The organism is Ciceribacter sp. RN22, assembly GCF_024054295.1.
Lineage (GTDB): Bacteria > Pseudomonadota > Alphaproteobacteria > Rhizobiales > Rhizobiaceae > Allorhizobium > Allorhizobium lividum.
The window spans coordinates 2,075,342-2,093,672 of sequence record NZ_JAMXLD010000001.1 but is presented as its reverse complement, the minus strand read 5'-3'; the positions used below and the strand labels follow the sequence as shown (position 1 = coordinate 2,093,672).

The following is an 18,331-nucleotide window of genomic DNA, read 5'->3' as shown; positions in this document are numbered from 1 at the left end:
CGGCTGCCGGTGATGGTGGTACCGAAGCTTGCCAGTCTCATGGTGATCTCCTTGTTTCCGCAACGCCTGCGCTGCGGACGTTACCGGTATGCGCCCTGTCTATTCATCAATCAAACGAATGTTTCTGATGTCAGAAATCACATCCAGTGATGCATTTCCCGATCGTCGACCTCCGCCCGACGGGCGATCTCGGGCCATCCGACATCCCTTTGCAGGGAGCGTGGCAGGGATTCCATCTGCCGGATGCTGCGCCGGCGCGCGTTGCGGGCGGCGATCTTCCTCAGCGCGCGGGTGACGCCGAGATCCGGGATTTTCTGCGAGAGCGATGTGAACCGCATGGTTTCCTCCTTCAGCGTTGACTGTATGAGGAGAGGATGAACCGCGATTGACATTCAATCAAACGAAATGATATGTCTATTACATTCAAATTATTTGATTGAACTAGCCGACGGAGCCGAAGATGACTCTGACAATGCGCCAGCCCCTGCCGCTGCTCGACAACGACGTGCTGAGAACGTTTGTCGCGATCGCCGAGACCGGCAGCTTCACCACCGCGGCGGATGCCGTCTTCCGGACGCCGTCTGCGGTTTCCATGCAGATCAAGAAGCTCGAGGAGCAGCTGAACGCAACGCTCTTCCTGCGCGACGCCCGTTCGGTGACGCTGACGGAGAGCGGCGAGACGCTGCTGCCCTATGCCCGGCGGATGCTGACGCTCTCCAACGAGGCGGTTGGCCGCTTCCGCATGCCGGAAATGAAGGGCGTGGTGCGCCTCGGCGCGCCGGACGACATCGGCGAACGGTTCATGCCGACGATCCTCAAGCGTTTCGCCGAGGTCTATCCGCTGATCATGGTCGATCTCACCGTCGACAGCAGCGGGGCGCTGCGCCGGCGGCTCGCCGAACAGCGCCTCGACCTGACGCTCATCAACACCGCGCCCGGCACGACCTCGATCGAGGGCGAGGTGGTGCACAAGGAACAGCTGGTCTGGGCCGCGGCCAAATGCGGCACGGCGCATCTGCGCGATCCGCTGCCGGTGTCGATCTGGGAGGACGGCTGCTGCTGGCGGGCGGACGCGCTCTCGCGGCTCGACCGCGACAAGCGCTCCTACCGGATCGCCTATCTCTCCGCCCACAGCATGGCGCAACGCGCGGCCGTGATCGCCGACCTCGCCGTCGCGCCGCTGCCGCGCAGCTACCTGACCGCCGACATGGTGGCGCTCGGCTCCAAGCACGGGCTTCCCGATCTCGGCAGCTTCGAGGTGCGCCTGCTCAAGGGCCCCGAAAGCTCCGAGACGATCGACGCGGTGGCCGACAGCATCCGCTACGCCTATTCCGAGATGATCGGGATGGCGGCCTGACATCTCAATCGGTACCGGCCATGTGCTCGTAGAGCGACTGGCTTTCGGTAAGAACGTCATCCAGCCTGCGGCCCTCGCGGAAATGCGCGAGATGGGCGGGAAAGGCGACGCCCGGCGGAACGTCGGGCGAGATTTCCGGCGCGCCGATGACGGTCGTCACCGGGATGACGCCGGCCCAGGCGGGAAGGCCGTAATCCGCCTCGTCGTCGCCCACGCCGGAACAGGGCCTGCACATGGTGGTGGAGGCGCCGCCCGGCCGCAGCGATGCCGAACATGTGCTCCTCGCCACCGCGCACGGCTTCGGGCTGCGCGCACTCTCGCCGCTGTATCAGGGCGGTGCGGGCCGGCAGGGGCTCGTCATAGGCTTCTCCGGCTTTCCCGCAGAGGTGCTCGCCGCCGCGGCCGCGCGGTGGGTTGGGGTGCTGCGTGAGGGATAGCTCGGACTGCCTCGTTCCGGTGCTGGTTCAAATCAGTGTCATCATATCTGATGCAAAAATGACGCAACTGTTGATTGTTGCGGTGATGTCGTTGCGTGCCGCGATGCGGGCAGCTAAGGCGTTGAGAAACTGTTGTCATTTCGAGACTCAAGAAGATGTTTTTCGCCTTTTACCCGATGGTTCGCACCCTCTTCAAAAGATCCGGCTTCCTCCTTTCCCTTTCGACAACCACGGCCTTGGTGCCGGTCGGGCAGGGGCAAGCGCTGGCGAGCTGCAGCTTTTCCGGACCCTTTGCCAGTACCCGTTGCGACGCCGACCTCATCGGCGGACGTGCGTATGCCGGCACATCTTCACTGACGATCACGGATGAAAGCACGGTCCGCGTCGAGCTGGGAGTGGTCACGTCATCGGAAACGCCGGCGACGCAGACGCTGACGATCACCGGCAACACCACGATCTATAATCCCGACGACAGCGCGGTGTACTTCGACACGTTCGCTCCTAATCACACACTTGACGTCTACATCGGAGAGGACGTCTCCATTACGTCATCCGGCGGATACGGTACGATTTCGCTGGTCCAAGATGATAGCGGCGATATTTCGGTCGTAAACGACGGGGCAGTTACGGCGGCGCCGGACGGTCCGGGCATCCTCGTTAAGACGTACGGCGGCGAAACGTCGGTCGTCAACAATGGTTACGTGACTTCGGCGACGGGCAGCGGGATCAAAGCCTTTGGCGACGATTTCGGCAGGCCTGGCGCAGCGACGTCGATCGTCAACAATGGCGTGATCGACGCCCTTTCGACGGGCATCGACGCCAAGACCTATGAAGGCGTCGTAACCATAACGAATACCGGGACCATCGCAAGCTCCGACGGGGTGGGGCTTTTGGCCGACTCTGAGTGGGGAGACGTATCGATCTACAACTCCGGAACGGTAAAAACCGGTTACAACACTGCAATAGTGGCCTACAGCGCAGCTGGCAATATCACGATCATCAACAACGGCTGGGCAGGCAACGATGACGGATCGCCCGCCATTGCGGCAAGAGCAGGAGCCTCCGGCGACATATCGATCACGAATACCGGCACGCTCTTAGCCCCTTGGGAGGTCGCTATTTCAGCCGTGAGCGACCTCGGGGACATCTCGATTGTCAACAGCGGCAATATCACGGGCTGGGGCGGCATCGAAGCCACGACCGCCGGCGGGCGGATCGACGTCGAAAACAGCGGCACCATTGAAGCCGTCGAAGACGTGGGGGTCGACTTGTGGTCCAGCGGACGGCTGACCAACAGCGGAACGATTTCCGGGGCTTTGGCCGGCGTTTTTCTCGCGGGTTCCGGCAACACCATCACCACATCGGGGACGATCAGCGGTGGCGAAGCCTCCATTCTCTTCGTCTACGATGGCGGCGGAAATACGCTCAATATCCTGCCGAACGCAGTGTTCGAGGGGGTGGTGGACTACAACGACAGTACAGGCAACACGACCACCTTCGGCGCCGGCAGCTACCGGATCCCCGTCGCTGATTACCTCGCCGCGGAGAACAGCATCATTCTCGACAACCCGTCGCAGGTCGTGGTGTTGAGCAACGCGGACACGACCGGGACCATCAATGTCGTGTCCTCCACGCCGGTCGCCAACATCGCCAGCCAATATACCAATTCCGTTTCCGACGTGATCGGGAGCATTCTCTCGCTCGACATGCAGCGGCCGGATGAAATCGGCGGCAGTGTCCCTGGCTTGGAACCGCTTGCCTATGGCGAGGTGAAGCAGGCGTCCCCTGCACAGCGGGCCATCGCCCGTATCAGCGAGGGTGTAGCCCTCGACCGATCCGGCAACATGTTCTGGACCCGCGCCTTCGGCGGTGTCCGGCATCAACCGGGCACGTCCGACAGCTTCGAGAGTGCCATCTATCACTACGGCCTGATGGCAGGCGTGGACCGCCAGTCGGGTGAGGTGCGCGTCGGCGCTTTCGCCGGCGGCGGCGCCGTCAACGCTGACCTCAGCAACGCCAGCAACTCGATCGATGGACAGACCGGATTCGCCGGTCTCTATGGCGCTGTTCCGGTCAACGGTTTCGTCGTCAATACGTCGTTGACCGTCGGCGCGATCGACAGTGACGCGCGCCGCGCGGTCAACGGTGGCGAATGGGCTGAAGGCAATTTCTGGGGCTGGTACGTCTCGCCGGAAGTCTCTGTCTCCAAGACCTATGATGTGGCCTCCGGATGGTCACTCACGCCAAGCGCGCAGCTGCGCTATGTCGGCGCGCTCTATGAGGGCTACACGGAAAGCGGCTCCTCACAGAACATCAGCTACGATGCCCGCGACACCCACGCACTCGAAGGTCGTCTGCAGATGGATCTGACCCGCAGGGCCGTACTGGAATCCGGTCGGGCAGCCGCGTTCACGCTGACGGGGGCCGTCGTCGACACGCAACACCTCGGAGACAACGGCTACGCGGCGAGCCTCGACGGGACGGAATTCACACTTACCGACACCACCGCCCGCAATGTCGCGGGCTTGCGCCTCGGCGCTTCGTTCGATGTCCAGATTAAGGACGCTATGAGCGTGTATGGGGGCATCGAGGGCACGGTCTATACCGACGAATCCGTGGCCTATGCCGGCCGTCTCGGCCTCAAGGCAGCCTTCTGACCGAACGTCGCCGGATGGCATCGTCCGGCGACTGCCTGCTTCTGCGGGCAATCTACGGCCGCGACCGTCACTCCCGGCTGCGACGTCTCCTGCGTCCGCCGCCTTCGGCATCGCCGTCTGCGAGTAGCTTGCGTTCGGGGAGCGTGACGGCGGCGGCGAGTTTCGGGAAGGGATCGACCTTGTTCGGCAGCGCCATGGCGTCGATGAAGAGCTGCTGGAAGTGGGGCTCCAGCGCCGTCTCGATCTTCTCGATGCGCCGGACCGTCTCCTCGATCTCGCGGCGGTGGTCGCGGTTGAGGAGCGCCATCAGCGCGCCGGTGCCGGCGGCATTGCCGACCGCCTTGACCTCGGACAGGTCGCAGTCGGGGATGAGGCCAAGCACCATGGCGTATTTCGGATCGATGAAGGAGCCGAAGGCGCCGGCAAAGCGGATGGTGTCGACGGTTTCGACGCCCTGCTTTTCCATGAGCAGCTTGATGCCGGCGTAGAGTGCCGCCTTGGCAAGCTGGATGGCGCGGACATCGTTCTGGGTGACGGTGATCTTCTGCGCACCGTCGTGCAGCAGGTAGGAGAAGGTGCGGCCGTTTTCGAGGATGCGCGGGCTCTTCGCGGCGAGCGACCCGTCGACCACACCGTCGGCAGAGATGACGCCGGAGAGATACATTTCGGCGACGACCTCGATGATCGCCGAGCCGCAGATGCCGGTGATGCCGGTCTTTTCCGCGGCTTCGGCAAAGCCTTCCTCGTCCGACCACTGCTCCACGCCGATCACCTTGAAGCGGGGTTCGAGCGTCTGCGCGTCGATGCGCACGCGCTCGATCGCGCCGGGGGCGGCGCGCTGGCCGCAGGAGATTTCCGCGCCTTCGAACGCCGGGCCGGTCGGCGAGGAGGCGGCGACCGTTCGCTCTCGGTTACCGAGCACGATCTCGGCATTGGTGCCGACATCGACGAGCAGCATCATGCGGTCCTGGCGATGCGGGCCTTCCGAGAGCGTGGCGCCGGCGGCGTCCGCCCCGACATGGCCGGCGATGCAGGGGAGCAGATAGGTGCGTGCGCCGGGGTTCAGCGCAAGCTCGATGTCCTTCGCCTCGCAGGCGACGGCGCCGGAGACGGCGAGCGCGAACGGCGCCTGGCCGAGTTCGGTCGGGTCGATGCCGAGGAAGAGGTGGTGCATGATCGGATTGGCGACGAAGACGCTGTCCAGAATGTCGGAGCGCGAGACGCCACCTTCGGCGCAGACCTTGTCGACGAGTTCGGACACCGCCTGGCGGACGGCTTTCGTCATCGCCTCGCGCCCGTCCGGGTTCATCATCACGTAGGAGACGCGGCTCATCAGATCCTCGCCGAAGCGGATCTGCGGGTTGGAGGCGCCGGAGGAGGCGACGACGCGGCCCGACAGCAGCGAGACGAGGTGCATGGCAATGGTGGTGGAGCCGATGTCGCAGGCGAGACCGTAGGCCTCGTTGTGCAGGCCGGGCCAGAGGGCGATGATGGTCGGGCGCGAGGTCGGGCTGTCGCGGTGGATCGCCGCGGTGACGGACCAGTTGCCCTTGCGGAGGATCTTCTGGACTTCTGGAAGAAGATGAGGTTCGACCTGCAAGTCTTTATAGCCCCAGTCTTTCTCAAGCATGACCTTCATGCGGTCGAGATCGCCGAGCGGTTTGTGCATGTCGGGTTCGTCGACCTCGACATAGCAGAGATGGACGGCGGGATTGCGCTCGATGACGCGGTCGCTCGCCGCCTTGCGCACCACCTGCGCATTGACGACGGTATCCTGCGGCACGTCGATGACGAGGTCGCCCTCGATCGTCGCGGAGCAGGAGAGGCGGCGGCCTTCGGGGAGCGTCCGCACTTCGGCGTAGCGCTTTTCCTTCGGGCCGACGGGCGAGATATGATCGTTCGACGAGACGATGCCGTGCTTGGCGAAACTGCCCTCTTGCACCTCGACCTGGCAGCGGCCGCAGGTGGCGCGCCCGCCGCAGACGCTCTCGACGTAGACGCCGAGGGAGCGGGCGGCCTCCAGCACCGGCGTACCGACGGGGAAGCGGCCGCGCTTGCCGGACGGCATGAAGAGGATGAGGGGATCCCTGGACTGGCCTTCGCTCATGTCGAACTCGTCTTTCCTGTGCGAACGTCATTGCCGGCGCGGGCCGGCCATTCTCGATAGACTGCACGGGTCCGGCGGCTGACGTGCGTCAATTTCCGACATGGAGATGCGTCCGCCGGACTTTTGCCCGCGCAAGCGCCGGGACGCAAGCGCCGAAGGCGTGCCGGGGCCGAAATGTCAGGGCTGGTCGGTGGTGGTGATCCAGGCACCGATATTGATCGTGCTCGTCAGGATGTCGATGTAGAGGCCGGTGATGCCGAGGATGACCACCATGGTCGCGATGACCGAGACGAGGAAGACGAGCACCTCGCGCAGATCGCTCTCCGGCGAGCCGAACCACGAGCTTACATAGTCGTAGGTCATCCAGTAGATGTGCTTCATCAGGTGCAGCACGAGGACCGCCATTCCGAGGGCGAGCGGATAGTAGAGGAAGGCGCGGGCGGTCGCGCCGCTGGCGTGGCGGAGGATGATCGCCGAAAGCGCGGAGATGAAGATCACCCGCGAGATCAGCGCCACATAGTCGGCGAGATGCTTGGCGTCCTGGTAGTCGCCGTGGGCGAGGACGCGGGATTTGCGCGAGAAGCGGGCGATGGTGTCGAGCATGAAAAGGCCTGATGAGAAAACGGTTCGCCGCATGTTGCTGCGGCGAACCGTTCCGTCAAGGGGGCGTGTGTCGAGGCACAATATTGCCCCTCACCCTAGCCCTCTCCCCGCACGCGGGGCGAGGGGACGCCGCTTTGTCTCCTGTCCGTCAGGACGAGTTCTCCCTCCTGCCGCGGAGAAGAGGCCGTCAGTCGTGCCGGATCACTCCGTCGCGGCACCTGCGCCGACGCGGGCGGCACGGCCGCCGCGGCGTCCGCCGCCGGCAGAGGCCGCAGCCGGAGCCGGGGCGGCGGCTGCGCCGCCTTCGGCCGGCTTGTAGTCGCGGTAGGTCTTGATCCAGTTGTAGCAGTTCTCGTCCGTGCCGTTCAGCACGTTGGCGGCGCGTACGGCCTCCATTTCCTGCGGGCGGCAGGGGTTCATGATCGCCGACGTCATGCCGGCGCCGATGACCATCGGGATGAAGCCGGCATTGATGCCGTGGCGGTGCGGCAGGCCGAAGGAAATGTTGGAGAGGCCGCAGGTGGTGTTGACCTTCAGCTCTTCGCGGAGACGCCGGACGAGGGCGAAGACCTGGAGGCCGGCCGAGCCGACGGCGCCGATCGGCATGACGAGCGGATCGACGACGATGTCGCAGGGCTTGATGCCGTAGTCGGCGGCGCGCTCGACGATCTTCTTGGCGACGGCGAAGCGGACGTCGGGGTCCTGGGAAATGCCGGTCTCGTCGTTGGAGATCGCGACGACCGGCACGTTGTACTTGGCGCAGAGCGGCAAGATGGCTTCGAGCTTCTCTTCCTCGCCGGTGACGGAATTGATGAGCGGCCGGCCCTTGGCGACCTTGAGGGCGGCCTCGATGGCGGCAGTCACGGAGCTGTCGATCGAGAGCGGCACGTCGACGAGGCCCTGGACGATTTCCATGGTCTTGACGAGGAGGCCCGGCTCCGTCTCGTTCGGGTTGACCGAGGTGACGCCGGCATTGACGTCGAGCATGGTGGCGCCGGCGGCGACCTGTTCCAGCGCGTCCTTGATGACGGTGTCGAAGTTGCCTTCCATCATCTCGGCGGCGAGCTTCTTGCGGCCGGTGGGGTTGATGCGTTCGCCGATGACGCAGAACGGCTGGTCGAAGCCGATGATGATTTCGCGGGTGGCGGACGCGACGATGGTGCGGGTCATTTCATTCCTCCGGTCGGATGCGCGGGAGAGCAGTCTAGCGCGCGGGCAATGGGTTCAAAAGACATTTGCCGGCGCGAACGGCGCGCCGGCGTTCGATCTGGTCAATGGGGATGCTGGGCGGCGATCCCGGCGAGCTGCTGCTGGTCCTCGACCTTTTCCTCGCGGATCGCCTCCAGCCGTTCGGCCACGAGCGCGTCGACCGGGTTCGGCTCGCGCTTCCACGGCCTGCGGCCTTTGAGGACACCCGATTCGTGGACGATCTCGGCGACATACTCCTCCTGGCGATAGGCCATCACGTGGATGCCGGAGACGCCTGCGACCTCCTTCACCTCGTTGATGATGTCGATGCAGAGCTGCTTGCCTTCCTTCTTCTGGTCCTGGGCCCCTTCGAGACGGGCGATGACGTGATCCGGGATGTGGACGCCCGGCACGTTGGAGCGGATCCACTTGGCGGTCCTGGCCGATGCCAGCGGGCCGACGCCGACGAGGATGAAGCATTTTTCATCGAGGCCGAGATCGCGGACCTTCTGCATGTAGGTCTTCAGCATCGGCACGTCGTAGCAGTACTGGCTCTGCACGAACTGGGCGCCGGCGGCGATCTTCTTCGCCAGCCGGTGCGGGCGGAAGTCGTAAGGCGGCGCGAACGGATTGATCGCGGCGCCGAGGAAGACCTGCGGCGGCGTCGTCAGCTTGCGGCCGGAGAGGAACTTCGCCTCGTCACGCATGGTGCGCACGGTTTCCAGGAGCGACATCGAGTCGAGATCGAAGACGGGCTTGGCGCCCGGCTGGTCGCCGGCCTGCACGCCGTCGCCGGTGAGACACATGATGTTCTGCACGCCCATGGCGGAGGCACCGAGAACGTCGCCCTGGATGGCGATGCGGTTCTTGTCGCGGCAGGCGATCTGCATGATCGGTGCATAGCCCATGCGCGTCAGCAGTGCGCAGATGCCGACGGACGACATGTGGCAGTTGGCGCCCGACGCATCGACGGCGTTGATGCCGTCGACCCAGCCGTCGAAGATCGCCGCGCGCTCGTAGACGTCGTGCGGATTGGCGCTGTCGGGCGGGTTCAGTTCGGCGGTGACGGCGAATTCGCCGCGCCGCAGGACGCGCTCCAGCCGGCCGCGGGAGGAATGGCCGGGCAGCGGATCGAGCGGCAGGCCGGGATCGATGGGATTGATGTCGGGGCTCATGCGTCTTCCCCCTTCTTGGTGTTTTCGCGGGCGGCAGCGGCTTCGGCGGTCACGCGCAGCCAGGACGAGGTTTCGCGCAGCGACTGGTTCACCGGCTTCTGGACCTTGAGGATCGCATCGCCGTTGACCATGTTGCGGGAGCCGGCCCAGGCCTGCACCCAGACACAGGGCATGTCGGGCTCGACCTCGCAATGGCCGTTGGCGCGAACACCACCGCAGGGGCCGTTCCGGAGCTGCTTCGGGCAGTTCATCGGGCAGGACATGCCGGTCGACGAAAGCACGCACTGGCCGCACATGCGACAGTCGAAGAGAAGACCCTTGACGTTGCGCTCGACGAACGTCACCGGACGCTCGACGCGGCCGTAGCCGAGGCGGTTCCAGACCGGATGCAGCCACAGGAAGGCGTTGGCGAAGCGGGCGTAGAACCATTCGAGGAAGCGCGAGTGGCGCACCGACCACAGACGGATGGTGTAGGAACGGCGGGCGCGGCGGTTTGGCGACACCGCCGCGGGCGTATAGGCTCCCGTCGCCGCCTTCTTGGCCGGCGCCGCATTGCCGGGGCCGGGTTTGCCGTCAACCATTCTCGCGTCCTCCCTTCTGGACGAGCGCGGCAAGCCGCGCGTTGTCATATGCTTGTTCGATCGCGGCCGCAGCCTTGTCGGCCTCGGCTTCGAGATCGTCGGAGACCGGCACGGGATCGCCCTTGCGCCACTCGGCGAGATAATCGTCGGTTTCGGCGGCGCCGGTGCGCATCGCGCACATGTCGATCGCCTCGGTGAAGCGCAGCGACAGCTCACGTTTTGCCGTCTTCCTGCCCTGCTTGACGATCACCTGGGCGGGGATGTCGCGCCAATAGACGATGATGCAGTCTGCCATGCCTTTTCGGTCTCCTTTGCCGCCACATTGCACGGGCCCCGTGCGGCGGACTGCGCTTGCGACGACGTCGCACAGAGCAAAAAGCGACGTCGCAGAGAATTCCTGCATTTGTGCTCCCGGCCGACCGGGAACCTACCAGATGCCGCGGGTGAGGCCGTAACGCAACCAGGTCCAGAGCGGTGGCGGAAAACGCAAATGCGACGGCCCTTCGGCGGGCTTCGGCCGCAGGCGGCCGTGCACGGCATCCTCGACCGCCTGCTCTACGATCTCCAGCGAGGCGATGGTGAGCGTCAGCGGATAGGTGGCGATGAAATCGCCGGGTAACGGACGGGTGCGGACCTCATAGAGCGTGCCGCCGGTGTCGGTGCCGGCGTCGACCAGGTGCACGGTGGCACCGAAATTGCCGGCGTCTCCGAGCGCCAGAGACCAGTAGCCGCCCATCTGACCACGATAGGCGGGGTTTATGCCGGCGTGGAGGTTGAGGACCGGGCAGGGCAGCTTTTCCAGCGTCGGACGCGTCATCAACCGGGTGCTGACAAGCAGGATCACGGCGGGCCGAAGCTCCCGGACGAGGTCGGTGCATTGCGCGTCGTTGATCGAGGCGACCCGACTGACCGGGACGTGTTGCGGCATGACGGGATCGGCATTGCGGCTGCGGCAGATCTCGGCGGTGCGGCGGGCTGCGAGCGGACGGAGAAGACGGCCGGCCATCATGGTCGCAAGCTGGCCGAGCGCATTCGGCCAGCCGAAGCGGCGGGCGCGGCGTCGGGTAATCCCGAATTTCGATTCCGGCTCTTCGAGGATGACGTGGAGATTTCGCCAGAGCGCGGCAAGCGCATTGATGACGACGGCGGGATTGGGTCCGCCGGCGGTCATCACCACCACGCGGGCGTCTTCGGTTCTCTCCGGCGGATTTGGCGTCATTCGGGACTCGCAGGACGGGGCCGCACGGGCTGGCTCAGAAGACGAGAGCGAGTATAGCACCCGCCGTGAGGACGACAAAGCCGGCGAGCAGCAGGGCGACGACGCCGACCAGGCAGCCGATCATCACGCCGAGGCCGTCGCGTTCGGAATGGGCGAAACCGATGATCGCCAGCGCAAAGGCGGGCGGCCAGTTGCCGAGCGGGATCGGCAGGATCACCACCACGGAAAGAAGAAGGACGTAGAGTCCCAGGATGCGTTCGGAGAAGCGGCTGCCGAGAAACCAGCGTCGCGGTCTGAACAGCTGTTCGGCGACGCGGAGCGAAGGCACCAGCTTATCGACGATTTTTTCGAAGGTGGAGCGGCTGAAACCGTAGTCGCCGAGCCAGTGTGGGAGAACCACGCGGCCCTGGGGCGAGGCAATCATCTGCCAGGCGACGATCGCGAGCGGCAGGCCGAGGACGAGTGTGGCGCCAGGTGGCGCCGGCACGAGATTGGGAAGGGCGAAGATCAGGAGAAAGGCGCCGAAGGAGCGGTCCTGCAGCGCAATGGCGATGTCGCGGACGGTGGTGCGCTCGTGGGGCGTCCGCGCCAGACGCTCCAGCAGCCGCGAGAGATGTTCACCCGGCCGGCCTTCTCCGTTCTGGTCGAACGCTGCCGCCACCGGTTCCACTCCGTCCGTCATCCGCTCCGTTTCATTCTCCATGAAGACCATCGTGCACGGAAAATGTTGCGGCGACATTAAGGCGAACCGGGCAGCGCGGTGCGGACAAGGCCGCATTTGCGGGCTTTCCTGCAACCTTGCGGCTGCCATTGCGGTCATAGAAACAACCAGAATCACGAATAGGATTATATTCCTTCGGTACTGAGAAGCACTCCGAAGGCGAGAAAACGGCTCCGGCGAGAATGGCCGGGCGAACACAAGGAGACGTCACATGCCCTATTACAAGCGTGAAAGCGAAGTCCTGGTTCTCAGTGCGGCAACAAGCTCCCCGGGGACCGGCTGGGTGTCGACGACCGTGCAGAATGCGATGAACTATGCCCGCACGAACGGACTGACCCTGGTGCTTTTGAGCGGCATCTTCTCGACCGGTGCGCTCACCGTCGACACGGCGACGGGCGGCGGGCAGAAGTTCACCATGCGGGCGGCAGTCGCCGGCGCGGCGACGCTGCGCTTCACCGGCGGCAGCTATCTCTTTCAGGTCAACGGGATCAATGATGTCTCGGTGTCGGGCGTGGTGTTCGACGGCCAGAATGCCGCCATCAGCGACGGCTCGAACCAGGCAGGCCTGGTGCGCTTCCAGAACTGTACGGGCTTCCAGCTTGCCGGCTGCAGGGTGACCGCCAGCACCAAGACCGGCGTGGTGGCGCTCACCGGTGCGCAAGGCATGATCGCCGACTGCGCGATCGACACCTGTTCGGTCGGCGTGCTCGTCTACAACAGCCGCGTCGACGTGGTGCGCAACCGCATCACCACCTGCTCGAACAACGGCGTCTATGTCTGGCGTGAGCCGGCCGGCGGCGGGGTCGAGTATGATGGCTCGACGATCATCGACAACCGCATCGACGACATCGACACGGCAGGCGGGGGCACCGGCCAGAACGGCAACGGCATCGTCGTCTACCGGGCGGTGGGCGTGAAAGCTGCGGGCAATACGATCTCGAACGTGCAGTATTCGTGCATCCGCTTCAATGCGTCCGGCGCCGCGCAGATCACCGGCAATCACTGCATCTCGGCACGCGAATGCTCGGTGTTCGTCGAGGCGACCGCTCCGGGCCTGAACCTCGACGGTGCGGTGGTTTCCGACAACATCATCGAGCAGGCGGGTGACGGTATCAAGGTCGTCAACCTCGGGCTCTACAGTGACGGCATCGCCCGGCGGATTGCGATCTCGTCGAACCACATCCGCGGCATCACCAAGAACACGATCAACGATCCGGGCTACTCGCCGACCGTCTCCAACGCCTGCGGCATCCAGGTCGAGGGGCTGTGTGTGCTGACCGGCAACATGATCGAGGATGCGGCCGGATTCGGGATCGTGCTCGGCACCAACGAGGCGACCTACGACCTGCTGGCGACCGGCAATCTCGTCCATGCGTCGGTGACCGGCATCGGCTGTTCGAACAACGCTTCGGCTGGCCGGATCTCGGTCGTCGGCAACGTGGTGAGCGGCGCGACGGACGGTTCCATCGTGCCGGTGGCGTTCAACGGCGCGAACTTCTACCGTGTCGGGTCGACGGATGTCGCCAACACCGCCGACAGCCAGCTCGGCAATGTCTATGTCGGGAACAATCGCGGCTATTGAGACCGAGATACCCGTATCATCAGCCTCCGGGGGCGGGGAAACCCGCCCCCGGACGGCATGGAGGCCCGTGATTTTCAGGAGGCGCTCCGCCTTGTTTTTACCCAAAGCCGGTGCCATGGACGCTTTCGCAGATTCCCTTTGGAACAAGAGGAGAGGTTAACCCCGTGTCCTTCACCCGCATTTCCGCCGCCGCCCTCATCGGCCTCGCACTTCTTTCGCTTGCCGGCTGCGGCAACACCATCCGCGGCATCGGCCGCGACGTCGGCAATGCCGTCGATGCGACCCAGGACGCCGGCCGTAGCGTCGCCCACTCGGTCAACTGATCCGCCTTCGAGATCGCGCCGGAGAACGGTCGTCAGCCGCCGTTCCTAGGGGCGGCGACTGCCTTCAGCTCGTGCTCCAGGTCGCCGTAGCCGGTGAAGCGGTATTCGTAGGCGAGCTTCAGGTAGTCGGCCGCCCACTTTGCCTTGGCCTGCAGCTCCGCGTCTTCCGTCTGGGCGAGGTAGACGATCTTCGTGTAGTTGCCGAAGACCATGTCGCGGATTTCGGGATGGCGGTCGAGCTTCAGGGGTTCGATGACGAAGGCCTCGAACTGGCGGGTGATCAGGTCCGTCAGGTAGAATGCGGTGAATTCGCTCTCGCATTCGGCGAGGAACTTTTCCGTGCCGGTGAAGAAGGCGTAGCAATGCGGGCCGGAGAGCCGCTCTATACCTTCCTCGCGACAGATCCGGTCGATCTCGCCTTGCGTGCCGCATTCGGCGTAGCCGATGAAAATTTTCTCATGTCCTTCGGCGCGCGCCTCGGCAATCTTTTGGCGCAGGGCCGGCGCGATCCTGTCCGGCCAGACATGCCAGATCGCAGGCAGACATTCGAGCGTCAGATGATCGAGCCCGTTCAGGGCCTTCACCGCCAGAATCTCCCGCGCGATCGCGCCGCAGGCGATGACATGAACTTTTCCGGCCGCCCCGTGTCGGAGGGAGGCAGAGCCGAACACTTGATCGCCGTCGTTTACGGAGTTTGCGGTCATGATCTTCGGGGAACTCGCAATCGCCAAGGTTCTTCTCGCATCGGGCATCACTCCCGTCGGCTGCGGCAACACAAGACGGGCATGGGCGAGGATACGGCCAATGCCGTCTACGCAATCCGGGTCGCCGCGCAGTCGCATGCGAGACGTTCGCGAGGCTCAACACTACCATATGGCTGCCGCTGTCGTGGCGGCAAGCCTGTCGTCCGTCTGGCCGCACCTCGGCCAGCAGCCGGGACGGTCGTCGCCGGAGAAATGGACGCCGGCCGCTGAGACGGCCGGCGCACGGGTTTTCGAGCCTGTCCGCGGACCGTCTTCGCGATCAGGCGCGGGCGCCGAAGCTGTTGTGACGGCGAGCGACGTATTCCTTGGCGGTTTCGACCGCCACTGCCGCGTCGCGGCAATAGGCGTCCGCACCGACTGCCTTGCCGAATTCCTCGTTGAGCGGCGCACCACCGACCAGCACGACGTAATCGTCGCGGATGCCCTTTTCCTTCATCGTGTCGATGACGACCTTCATGTAGGGCATGGTGGTGGTCAGAAGCGCCGACATGCCGAGGATGTCGGGCTTTTCGCGTTCCAGCGCTTCGAGATAGTTCTCGACCGGGTTGTTGATGCCGAGGTCGACGACGTCGAAGCCCGCACCTTCCATCATCATGCCGACGAGGTTCTTGCCGATGTCGTGGATGTCGCCCTTGACCGTGCCGATGACCATCTTGCCCTGCTTCGGCGCGCCGGTGGCGGCGAGCAGCGGGCGAAGAATGGTCATGCCGGCCTTCATGGCATTCGCCGAGAGCAGCACTTCCGGCACGAAGAGGATGCCGTCGCGGAAGTCGACGCCGACGATGCGCATGCCTTCGACCAGCGCCTTGGTCAGGACATCGTAGGGAGCCCAGCCGCGATCGAGCAGGATGCGGGTGGCTTCCTCGATTTCCTCCTTGAGGCCGTCATAAAGGTCGTCGTGCATCTGCTGCACGAGCTCGTCGTCGGACAGATCTTCAAGAATGATTTCGTCATCTGACATTGTATTGGTTCCCGCTTGCCTGAAACGCGATTCCGATTGCAGTTCGAGACTGCCTGTGATGCAGTTAAACCGCAATATAGCAGAAACCCCCTTTCGAATGCGACGTCGCATGCCGCGAAAAGCGACGGCGGTGGCAAGGTCGACGCCGGTCGGGTGCCCGCCCCGTGTGCTCCGATGTCTGTCTCATGCAAGTGGTTGGCGCATTAAGAAAGGTTTCACGCCTCAAAACGAATAGCATAGCCGCGATAACGAGCGCCGTTCGGGCGCGAGAGTGAGGAAAAGACCATGGACGAGACGACAGAGCAGACGGGCGCCGCAGCCGGACGGCGTTCTCGGGGTGAGGGCCGCGGGGCGGCTGCACGCCGGGCATCGCGCGGCGGAGCGGGCGCCGGCCCGCAGATGCCCTACATCACCCGCAAGATCGCGGTCTACGAGGTGCTGGACGAGGAAGGTCTCTCGATCATCGAACGCAATGCCGACACGGTGCTCGAGGAAATCGGCATCGAGTTCCGCGACGACGCCGAGGCGCTCGACATGTGGCGACAGGCCGGCGCCGACGTGAAGGGCGAGCGCGTGCATTTCCCGAAGGGGCTCTGCCGCGAACTCCTGAAGACCGCGCCCTCGGAATTCACCTGGCATGCCCGCAACCCGGAACGCAGCGTGCAGATCGGCGGCAAGGCGACCGTCTTCGCGCCCGTCTACGGCTCGCCCTTCGTGCGCGACCTCGACGGCAACCGCCGCTATGCGACGCTCGAAGACTTCCGCAATCTCGTGAAGCTCGCCTACATGGCGCCGTCGATCCATTCGTCCGGCGGCACGGTCTGCGAGCCGGTCGACATTCCGGTGAACAAGCGTCACCTGGACATGGTCTACAGCCACATCAAATATTCCGACAAGCCGTTCATGGGCTCGGTGACCGCGCCGGAACGGGCCGAGGATTCGGTCGCCATGGCGAAGCTGGTCTTCGGTGACGAGTTCGTCGAGAACAACTGCGTGATGCTGAACCTCATCAACGCCAACTCGCCGATGGTCTTCGACGAGACGATGCTCGGCGCCGCCAAGGTCTATGCTCGCCACAACCAGGCCTGCGTCTTGTCGCCCTTCATCCTGTCGGGCGCGATGAGCCCGGTCACGGTCGCCGGCACGCTGACGCAGATCCTCGCGGAAGTTCTCGCCGGCGCATCCTTCACCCAGCTCGTGCGTCCCGGCGCGCCGGTGCTCTTCGGCACCTTCGCCGCCTCGATCTCGATGCAATCGGGCGCGCCCACCTTCGGCACGCCGGAACCGGCGCTCGTCTCCTATGGCGCGGCCCAGCTCGCCCGCCGTCTCGGACTGCCGTTCCGGACGGGCGGCTCGCTCTGCGCTTCCAAGGTGCCGGACGCCCAGGCCGCGCATGAAAGCGCCAACACGCTGAATATGACGCTGCTCGCCGGCACGAACTTCGTGCTGCACGCCGCCGGCTGGCTCGAAGGCGGACTTGCCGCCTGCTACGAGAAGTTCATGATCGACCAGGACCAGCTCGGCATGATGCAGAAGATGGCCGCCGGCGTCGATCTTTCCGAAAGCGGCCAGGCGATGGACGCGATCCGCGAAGTCGGCCCCGGCGCGCACTATCTCGGCTGCGCCCACACCCAGGCGAACTTCCAGACGGCTTTCTATCGCTCTGCACTCGCCGACAACAACTCGTTCGAGCAGTGGGAGATCGAGGGCAAGAAGCGGATCGAAGACCGCGCCAACGCGCTCTGCCGCTCGTGGCTCGACGCCTACGAGGCGCCGGCGCTCGATCCGGCGATCGACGAGGCGCTCTTGGCCTATATCGCCAAGCGCAAGGACGAGATGCCCGACGCCTTCTCTTGAAGGCATCCCGAAGCCAGGGAGCAAGGCGGGGCAATCGCGGTGGCCGACATGATCCAGGAGGAGGTCTGGCGTCCGCATTACAAGTTCGAGGGGCCGCGGTGAGCGGCCCTAAGAGTTTGCGCGCGGCGCTCCGGCCGCACGGGCTCATGCTACGCGGCAGCGTGCATTTTCCGGAGGGGGAGGGTGGACCTCGCCTTCCGGGCGGCAAGACGGCCCGCACGACCGTGCTCGTCGGCCATACGGGCGGCGCCATGTGGCAGGCCTTCTGCGGCTGGCGGGCGACAATGCCCGCCGACCTCGCCGACCCGCTCGACACCTGGTCGAAGGCGGTGATCGACCCGATCGCCGCGGCCTTCGGCGCCTTTCCCTACTATCCCTCCGATCCGCCCTACCAGCCGTTCCAGCGCTGGGCGACTGCCGCCGAAGGGCTTGCGGCCTCGCCGCTCGGCATCCTTACCCATCCCCGCTACGGGCTCTGGCACGGCTACCGCGCCGCGCTGGCGTTCGCGGAGGCTTTCACGGAGGCCGACGCGGAGGAGGGGCCGCGGGCGCCGGTCTGTGAAAGCTGCCGCGAGAAGCCGTGCCTGACGGCCTGTCCCGCGGACGCTGTGACGGCGGCGCGTTTCGACGTCGCCGCCTGCAGACGCCATCTCGCCTCGGAGGAGGGGCGGACCTGTCTCGACGAGGGGTGCCGGGCCCGCGCGGCCTGCCCGGTCGGGCGGGACTACACCTATCCGGCGGCGGAGATCCGCTTCCACATGGCGGCACTTTCGCTTCCTTCTGGCTGAGCGACTTTCAA

19 protein-coding genes are annotated in these 18,331 nt (G+C 64.9%); 7 read left to right on the top strand and 12 right to left on the bottom strand.

The features are described from left to right. Window positions 1-137: 137 nt before the first annotated feature. On the bottom strand, window positions 138-338 hold the full coding sequence (locus NHF53_RS10280; protein WP_252834103.1) for a hypothetical protein: 201 nt from the start codon (window positions 336-338) through the stop codon (window positions 138-140). Between the two features lie 122 nt (window positions 339-460). On the opposite strand from NHF53_RS10280, the gene NHF53_RS10275 reads away from it, so the two are divergent. Further along, window positions 461-1,357 carry a LysR family transcriptional regulator gene (locus NHF53_RS10275; RefSeq protein WP_114361742.1) on the top strand — a complete coding sequence of 299 codons (897 nt, stop codon included), beginning with the start codon at window positions 461-463 and terminating at the stop codon, window positions 1,355-1,357. Window positions 1,358-1,361: 4 nt separating this feature from the next. On the opposite strand, the gene NHF53_RS10270 is transcribed toward NHF53_RS10275, so the two are convergent. Continuing rightward, window positions 1,362-1,592: a hypothetical protein gene (locus NHF53_RS10270; protein ID WP_252834102.1), complete on the bottom strand. Its 231-nt coding sequence runs from the start codon at window positions 1,590-1,592 to the stop codon at window positions 1,362-1,364. Between NHF53_RS10270 and NHF53_RS10265 the strand changes: the two genes are divergently transcribed. Together NHF53_RS10265 and NHF53_RS10260 are read left to right on the top strand one after the other, a co-directional pair. Continuing rightward, window positions 1,591-1,794: a hypothetical protein gene (locus NHF53_RS10265; RefSeq protein WP_252834101.1), complete on the top strand. Its 204-nt coding sequence runs from the start codon at window positions 1,591-1,593 to the stop codon at window positions 1,792-1,794. The genes NHF53_RS10270 and NHF53_RS10265 overlap by 2 nt on opposite strands. 155 nt (window positions 1,795-1,949) lie before the next feature. Continuing rightward, a complete protein-coding gene (locus NHF53_RS10260) occupies window positions 1,950-4,451 on the top strand; it encodes an autotransporter domain-containing protein (RefSeq protein ID WP_252834100.1) in 2,502 nt (833 codons plus the stop codon). A gap of 67 nt (window positions 4,452-4,518) precedes the next feature. Here the strand turns inward: NHF53_RS10260 and NHF53_RS10255 are convergent, their stop codons facing one another. The 8 genes from NHF53_RS10255 to NHF53_RS10220 all read right to left on the bottom strand — a co-directional run bounded on the left by NHF53_RS10255 (window position 4,519) and on the right by NHF53_RS10220 (window position 12,027). After that, window positions 4,519-6,558 (bottom strand): ASKHA domain-containing protein, encoded by a 2,040-nt coding sequence (locus NHF53_RS10255; RefSeq protein ID WP_252834099.1) that lies wholly within the window; start codon window positions 6,556-6,558, stop codon window positions 4,519-4,521. Between the two features lie 177 nt (window positions 6,559-6,735). After that, window positions 6,736-7,161 (bottom strand): hypothetical protein, encoded by a 426-nt coding sequence (locus NHF53_RS10250; RefSeq protein ID WP_252834098.1) that lies wholly within the window; start codon window positions 7,159-7,161, stop codon window positions 6,736-6,738. Window positions 7,162-7,362: 201 nt separating this feature from the next. Next, a complete protein-coding gene (locus tag NHF53_RS10245) occupies window positions 7,363-8,331 on the bottom strand; it encodes a methyltetrahydrofolate cobalamin methyltransferase (RefSeq protein WP_114361748.1) in 969 nt (322 codons plus the stop codon). A gap of 101 nt (window positions 8,332-8,432) precedes the next feature. After that, window positions 8,433-9,524 (bottom strand): methylenetetrahydrofolate reductase, encoded by a 1,092-nt coding sequence (locus tag NHF53_RS10240; RefSeq protein ID WP_252834097.1) that lies wholly within the window; start codon window positions 9,522-9,524, stop codon window positions 8,433-8,435. Further along, the gene (locus NHF53_RS10235) at window positions 9,521-10,105 is read right to left on the bottom strand and encodes a methylenetetrahydrofolate reductase C-terminal domain-containing protein (protein ID WP_252834096.1); all 585 of its coding nucleotides are present in this window, start codon (window positions 10,103-10,105) and stop codon (window positions 9,521-9,523) included. The genes NHF53_RS10240 and NHF53_RS10235 overlap by 4 nt, the downstream gene beginning before the upstream one ends. Continuing rightward, the gene (locus tag NHF53_RS10230) at window positions 10,098-10,400 is read right to left on the bottom strand and encodes a virulence factor (RefSeq protein WP_252834095.1); all 303 of its coding nucleotides are present in this window, start codon (window positions 10,398-10,400) and stop codon (window positions 10,098-10,100) included. Before NHF53_RS10230 ends, NHF53_RS10235 begins: the two co-directional genes overlap by 8 nt. Before the next feature lie 132 nt (window positions 10,401-10,532). Continuing rightward, complete coding sequence (locus tag NHF53_RS10225; RefSeq protein ID WP_252834094.1) at window positions 10,533-11,324, bottom strand: formyl transferase; 792 nt, start codon at window positions 11,322-11,324, stop codon at window positions 10,533-10,535. 34 nt (window positions 11,325-11,358) lie between these two features. Further along, window positions 11,359-12,027 carry an exopolysaccharide biosynthesis protein gene (locus NHF53_RS10220; RefSeq protein ID WP_245415511.1) on the bottom strand — a complete coding sequence of 223 codons (669 nt, stop codon included), beginning with the start codon at window positions 12,025-12,027 and terminating at the stop codon, window positions 11,359-11,361. Window positions 12,028-12,256: 229 nt separating this feature from the next. Between NHF53_RS10220 and NHF53_RS10215 the strand changes: the two genes are divergently transcribed. Next, on the top strand, window positions 12,257-13,627 hold the full coding sequence (locus NHF53_RS10215) for a TIGR03808 family TAT-translocated repetitive protein (RefSeq protein ID WP_252834093.1): 1,371 nt from the start codon (window positions 12,257-12,259) through the stop codon (window positions 13,625-13,627). A gap of 164 nt (window positions 13,628-13,791) precedes the next feature. Next, window positions 13,792-13,950, top strand: a complete 159-nt coding sequence (locus NHF53_RS10210) for an entericidin B signal peptide protein (RefSeq protein WP_114361753.1) — start codon at window positions 13,792-13,794, stop codon at window positions 13,948-13,950. Between the two features lie 32 nt (window positions 13,951-13,982). On the opposite strand, the gene NHF53_RS10205 is transcribed toward NHF53_RS10210, so the two are convergent. Together NHF53_RS10205 and NHF53_RS10200 are read right to left on the bottom strand one after the other, a co-directional pair. Continuing rightward, on the bottom strand, window positions 13,983-14,654 hold the full coding sequence (locus tag NHF53_RS10205) for a DUF1638 domain-containing protein (protein ID WP_252834092.1): 672 nt from the start codon (window positions 14,652-14,654) through the stop codon (window positions 13,983-13,985). A gap of 319 nt (window positions 14,655-14,973) precedes the next feature. Continuing rightward, on the bottom strand, window positions 14,974-15,675 hold the full coding sequence (locus NHF53_RS10200; RefSeq protein WP_252834091.1) for a B12-binding domain-containing protein: 702 nt from the start codon (window positions 15,673-15,675) through the stop codon (window positions 14,974-14,976). 285 nt (window positions 15,676-15,960) lie between these two features. On the opposite strand from NHF53_RS10200, the gene NHF53_RS10195 reads away from it, so the two are divergent. Then, window positions 15,961-17,532 carry a trimethylamine methyltransferase family protein gene (locus NHF53_RS10195; protein WP_252834090.1) on the top strand — a complete coding sequence of 524 codons (1,572 nt, stop codon included), beginning with the start codon at window positions 15,961-15,963 and terminating at the stop codon, window positions 17,530-17,532. A gap of 146 nt (window positions 17,533-17,678) precedes the next feature. Continuing rightward, window positions 17,679-18,320 (top strand): ferredoxin, encoded by a 642-nt coding sequence (locus NHF53_RS10190; protein ID WP_252834956.1) that lies wholly within the window; start codon window positions 17,679-17,681, stop codon window positions 18,318-18,320. Window positions 18,321-18,331: the final 11 nt, after the last annotated feature.